The sequence below is a fragment of the Streptomyces sp. ActVer genome, from assembly GCF_027270795.1.
Classification (GTDB): domain Bacteria; phylum Actinomycetota; class Actinomycetes; order Streptomycetales; family Streptomycetaceae; genus Streptomyces; species Streptomyces umbrinus_A.
Window position 1 is genome coordinate 1 of sequence record NZ_JAPWHT010000602.1, and the last position, 5162, is coordinate 5162.

Below are 5162 nucleotides of genomic sequence, written 5' to 3' on the forward strand. Positions count from 1 at the left end.
GGCGGGATGCCGGGCGGGAGCACGGACTGCGGCGTCCGGTGGCGCCGCGCGAGGAGGGTGGCGGCCGCTTCCCAGGGGGCGGCGTGGGGATCGTCCCGGTCCACAGGGTTGCCGTACGGCCAGAAGGTGACCGGCCGTCCCTGCGACTCGACCGCGCTCGGCCTCAGCGGGGGCAGGAGGATGCCGTCGAGCCTGGGATGCGCCGCGACCGTCATCCGCGCCGCGAGCTCGCCGGGGTCGGTGTCGGCTGCGTGCGCCTTCGCCACGGTGCCGGCGTGCCGGACGACGGTGCCGTCGGGCCGGTCGGCCAGCACGGAGGTCTCCGTACCGCAGACACAGGCCTCCGCCGCCGGATGAGCGACGGCCTGCACCTTCACCCGGAGCGCGGACAGCAGGTCTGCGGTCACTCGGTCCCCCTCAGGTCGTACGGCGCCGGCTCCCCGTGAGCGTACGCAGGCGTTGAAAGGGCCTGGGACCGCAACCATCAATTGAGGAACCACGACGGTGAGCAATTTGGTCCGCGAGAGCGGCGCCGGTTTAGGCGCAAAGGGGAGCCCGCGAGAGCGGCGCCGGTTTAGGCGCAAAGCAATGCGGGCGCAGCTCCCCAGCTGCGCCCGCATTTTTGCCGTCCGCCGCACCCCCGTCCCCACGGGGTTTCATGGCCGGATGTCCCCGCCCGGACCGCTCTTCCGGGCCTGGGGCGCCGCTCAGCGCCCCAGCATCACGCCCACGGACGACGCCTGTGTGACCACTGCTTCCCAGCCGCCGAAGACGACTACGAGCAGGGTGGCCAGAGGGAGGACCATGGCCGTCGCCACCAGGGGGTGGCGTCGGCCGGACCGGCTGGAACCGAACGCGGCGCTGTACGCCTTGCGTCCCTGCGTGCGGATCATGGTCCGCGATGCTGTGTCCGCCATGGTCCCTCTCCTGACCGTTCTGTTGAGATCTCTTGGACGAGATCTGTTGAAAAGCTTCTGCTGTCTGGCAGCGGCGGGTGTCTGACCTCGGGGGACGAGTGCTGCACCCGCCGCTTGACAACAAATCTAGGCGTGGGAGGCGTGCGGGTCGTCATGCCCTCGTACCTATTACCGGGCCTCCCCGAGGATGACCGGTGACCTGCGGACTACTCCCCTGGGTGGAGAAGAGGTCCTAGGTCTCAGGGGTTTCCCGGAGGGGACGTCCGGTCTGTTCCGAGCTGTCCTCCCTCGGGACCGGCTGCTCCACGAGGGCGAGCACCCTGGTGGCCATGAAGCGGGCCGTGCGGACGACTGATCTTCCCCCACTGCCTTAAAGACGTGGGGGGACCCCCAGCGGGTGACTTCGCTCACTTCGACCACCCCCCTGCGGACCGCTGTCTCCACCCGGCGGCCCGCCCGGCTTGCCACCACCTCGTACGTACGCGTCGTGTCCCCGGCGTCGACCACTATCTCCACGCGATCACCCTTCACGGGTCCAATCCCCCTTCTGCGACGGATGGTTGGGGATCCGCGCAGCTCAACGCCGCCCGGCTCCCCCGTCCCCTGACCACCTTTCAAGTTTCCCACCCGGCACTGACAATCGATCGGGCCGTGAGGGCGCGGCCTCTGCGCGCACCCGGCCGCGGAAACGTAAGCTGTGGCTCGTCAAACGGACCGGGCAGCGGGGATGGACATGGCGATGATGCGCCTGAGGCGCGAGGACCCGCGTGTCGTCGGCTCGTTCAGGCTTCACCGACGGCTCGGCGCGGGCGGGATGGGCGTTGTCTATCTGGGCTCCGACCGGCGTGGCCAGCGGGTCGCGCTGAAGGTGATCCGGCCTGACCTGGCGGAGGATCAGGAGTTCCGGTCGCGGTTCGCGCGCGAGGTGTCGGCGGCGCGGCGGATCCGGGGCGGCTGCACCGCACGGCTGGTCGCCGCGGATCTGGAAGCGGACCGGCCCTGGTTCGCGACGCAGTACGTGCCGGGACCCTCGCTGCACGACAAGGTCAACGACGAGGGCCCGCTCCGCGCGGCCGAGGTCGCGGCCGTCGGCGCCGCCCTCTCCGAGGGGCTCGTCGCCGTGCACGAGGCCGGTGTCGTCCACCGCGACCTGAAGCCGTCGAACATCCTGCTGTCCCCGAAGGGGCCACGCATCATCGACTTCGGCATCGCCTGGGCGACCGGTGCGAGCACGCTGACGCACGTCGGTACGGCGGTGGGGTCGCCCGGGTTCCTGGCGCCCGAGCAGGTGCGGGGCGCGGCGGTCACGCCGGCCACGGACGTGTTCGCCCTGGGGGCCACGCTCGCCTACGCGGCGACCCAGGACTCGCCCTTCGGACACGGCAGTTCCGAAGTGATGCTCTACAGAGTGGTGCACGAGGAGGCGCAGCTGCACGGGGTGCCGGACGCGCTCGCGCCTCTCGTACGCGCCTGTCTGGCGAAGGACCCCGAGGAGCGGCCCAGCACGCTGCAGTTGTCGCTTCGGCTGAAGGAGATCGCGGCCCGGGAGGCACAGGGGATGGGCGACGCCAGGCCGCCCGCGCCCCGTACCGCCGAGGCCGACCGGCCTACCGGGCGGCTCACCGAGAGCTACCCGGAGCAGCGCACTCAGCGGCGTACACAGGGCACGTCCTCGCCTCGCGGCAATGGCAGCCCTTCGCGGTCGGGGGCTCGTCCGGCGCCCCCGCGGTCCGGTACGGGGAGTCGGCCCGGCTCGTCCCGCAGCGGGGCGGGGCGGTCCGGTCCGCGGACCACCGGGACCGGGCGGCGGCCTGCCAATCCGCGGCTGCTGCGGCAGCGGCTGTTCGTGTTCGTGGTGGTTACGTTGCTCGTGGCGTTGGGGATTGCGGCGGCGCAGGGGTGCCAGGGGCCCGCCCGAGGGCTTGATCATGGGGGCCCGGGCGGGGATGTGCGGCAGGAGCAGGCGTACGGGCAGGGCGGGGTTCAGCTCGGCGGGTGAGCGTGTGTACCGGCTGCGGGTGCGTCGTGGCTCGTCGCGCCCACGCGGCGGAGCCGCACAATGTCACAGCCCCGCGCCCCTAACGGGGCCGCAGGCCCCTCTAGTTCTGTGGTCTGCCCGTAGCCACCGCGTAGAAGGCCACCGCTGCCGCCGCTCCCACGTTCAGGGAGTCGACGCCGTGGGCCATCGGGATGCGGACCCATTCGTCGGCCGCCACCAGGGCCTGGGTGGACAGGCCGTCGCCCTCCGCGCCCAGCATCAGGGCCACGCGGTCCATCTTGTGCGGGGCCGCCTCGTCCAGGGACTTGGCCTTCTCGTCCGGGGTGAGGGCGAGGAGGGTGAAGCCCGCCTCGCGGACCGTTTCCAGGCCCTTGGGCCAGGTGTCCAGACGGGCGTACGGGACGGAGAAGACCGCACCCATGGAGACCTTCACCGAACGGCGGTAGAGCGGGTCCGCGCAGTCGGGGGAGAGCAGGACCGCGTCCATGCCCAGGGCAGCGGCGCTGCGGAAGATCGCGCCGATGTTGGTGTGGTCGTTGACCGACTCCATGACGACGACCCGGCGGGCTGTCTGGAGCAGGTCGTCCGGGGTCGGCAGCGGCTTGCGCTGCATCGAGGCGAGGGCGCCTCGATGCACGTGGTAGCCGGTGACCTGTTCGGCGAGGTCCGGGCTGACCGCGTACACCGGGGCCGGCAGCTCGTCGATGACGTCGCGCATGACGTCGACCCACTTGGCGGAGAGCAGCATCGAGCGCATCTCGTAACCGGCGTCCTTGGCCCGTCTGATGACCTTCTCGCCCTCGGCGATGAAGAGGCCCTCGGCGGGTTCTCGCTTGCGGCGCAGCTCCACGTCGGTCAGGCCCGTGTAGTCGCGCAGACGGGGGTCGGCTGGGTCCTCAACGGTGATGAGATCGGCCACAGGGTGATACTGCCTTGTCCTGGGTGTGGTGCCAACGGCTTGGAACGGGTTGGGTTACCCGGGGTTACTCGGACGCCCCCGAGGAGCTGTCCGGGCGCACGGTCACGACCTTGCCGATGACGATGACCGCCGGGGGCTTCACGTTCTCGGCGAGCACGGTCTCGGCGACCGTGGCGAGCGTCGCGTCGACCCTGCGCTGCGCCGCCGTCGTGCCCTCCTGGACGACGGCCACCGGGGTGTCCGCCGACTTGCCGTTGTCCGTCAACGTACGGGCGATGGCGCCGATCTTGTCCACGCCCATCAGGATGACCAGGGTGCCGCGGAGCTTGGCGAGGGCCGCCCAGTCGACCAGGGAGCGCTCGTCGTCGGGGGCGATGTGGCCGCTGACGACCGTGAAGTCGTGGGCGACTCCGCGGTGGGTGACCGGGATGCCCGCCGCCCCCGGGACCGAGATCGAGCTGGAGATGCCCGGGACGACCGTGCAGGCGATGCCCGCCTCGGCCAGCGCCTGGACCTCCTCCATGCCACGGCCGTAGACGTAGGGATCGCCGCCCTTCAGACGGACGACCGCCTTGCCCTGCCTGGCGTGCTCGATCAGCGCGTTGTTGATGGCTTCCTGGGCCATGAAACGGCCGTACGGGATCTTCGCCGCGTCGATCACCTCGACGTGCGGCGGGAGTTCGGCGAGGAGGTCGCGGGGGCCGAGGCGGTCGGCGAAGACCACGTCCGCCTCGGCGAGGAGGCGACGGCCGCGGACCGTGATCAGGTCCGGGTCGCCGGGGCCGCCGCCGACCAGGGCGACGCCGGGGGTGCGGGTGCGGTGGTGGGGCGCGACGAGGGTGCCGTCACGCAGGCCCTCCACGACCGCGTCCCTGATGGCCGCCGTGTGGCGGGGGTCGCGGCCCTTCGCGTCCGTCGTGAGGACGGCGATCGTGACGCCCTCGCTGTGGCCCGTCGCCGGGGTCCATGCCGTGGCCGCGTCCGCGTCGTCCGAGCGGACGCACCAGACGCGGTGGGCCTCCGCCTCGGCGGAGGCGGCGGCGTTCGCCTCGGTGTCGCTGGTGGCGATCAGGGCGTACCAGGCATCCGCGAGGTCGCCGGGCTCGTACGGGCGCCTTGTCCAGGTCAGCTCGCCCGCGTCCGCCATCGCCTCGACGGAGGGGGTGGCGGCCGGGGACACGAGGTGGATGTCCGCGCCTGCCGCGATGAGGGCCGGGAGGCGGCGTTGGGCCACCTGGCCGGCGCCGAGGACTACTACGCGGCGACCGGTGAGGCGGAGGCCTACGGGGTAGGCGGGGTTTTCGGCCATGGAGGTGCGGCTAGATCG

Annotated in this window: 4 protein-coding genes and 2 pseudogenes; 1 reads left to right on the forward strand and 5 read right to left on the reverse strand. The window is 71.9% G+C overall.

Annotated elements, in window-relative coordinates:
• The 3 genes and pseudogenes from O3Q52_RS48595 to O3Q52_RS48605 form a co-directional block, all read right to left on the reverse strand.
• Positions 1-407, reverse strand: a pseudogene (locus tag O3Q52_RS48595) (aminoglycoside phosphotransferase family protein); the annotation flags it as partial.
• A gap of 300 nt (positions 408-707) precedes the next feature.
• Positions 708-917, reverse strand: a complete 210-nt coding sequence (locus O3Q52_RS48600) for a hypothetical protein (RefSeq protein WP_055618075.1) — start codon at positions 915-917, stop codon at positions 708-710.
• A 232-nt stretch (positions 918-1149) separates the two neighbouring features.
• A pseudogene (locus tag O3Q52_RS48605) lies at positions 1150-1448 on the reverse strand (hypothetical protein).
• A gap of 196 nt (positions 1449-1644) precedes the next feature.
• Here O3Q52_RS48605 and O3Q52_RS48610 point away from each other — a divergent pair.
• Positions 1645-2916 carry a serine/threonine-protein kinase gene (locus O3Q52_RS48610; RefSeq protein WP_269654851.1) on the forward strand — a complete coding sequence of 424 codons (1272 nt, stop codon included), beginning with the start codon at positions 1645-1647 and terminating at the stop codon, positions 2914-2916.
• A gap of 100 nt (positions 2917-3016) precedes the next feature.
• Here O3Q52_RS48610 and O3Q52_RS48615 read toward each other — a convergent pair whose 3' ends face one another.
• Together O3Q52_RS48615 and cobA are read right to left on the reverse strand one after the other, a co-directional pair.
• Complete coding sequence (locus tag O3Q52_RS48615; protein WP_055618248.1) at positions 3017-3835, reverse strand: RNA methyltransferase; 819 nt, start codon at positions 3833-3835, stop codon at positions 3017-3019.
• Between the two features lie 64 nt (positions 3836-3899).
• Positions 3900-5144 (reverse strand): uroporphyrinogen-III C-methyltransferase, encoded by a 1245-nt coding sequence (gene cobA, locus O3Q52_RS48620; protein WP_269654852.1) that lies wholly within the window; start codon positions 5142-5144, stop codon positions 3900-3902.
• Between the last annotated feature and the right edge of the window lie 18 nt (positions 5145-5162).

Bases quoted from the DNA above. Each gene is read 5' to 3' on its own strand.
- O3Q52_RS48600 (WP_055618075.1), bottom strand. From the start codon at position 917: ATGGCGGACACAGCATCGCGGACCATGATCCGCACGCAGGGACGCAAG.
- O3Q52_RS48610 (WP_269654851.1), top strand. From the start codon at position 1,645: ATGGACATGGCGATGATGCGCCTGAGGCGCGAGGACCCGCGTGTCGTC.
- cobA (WP_269654852.1), bottom strand. From the start codon at position 5,144: ATGGCCGAAAACCCCGCCTACCCCGTAGGCCTCCGCCTCACCGGTCGC.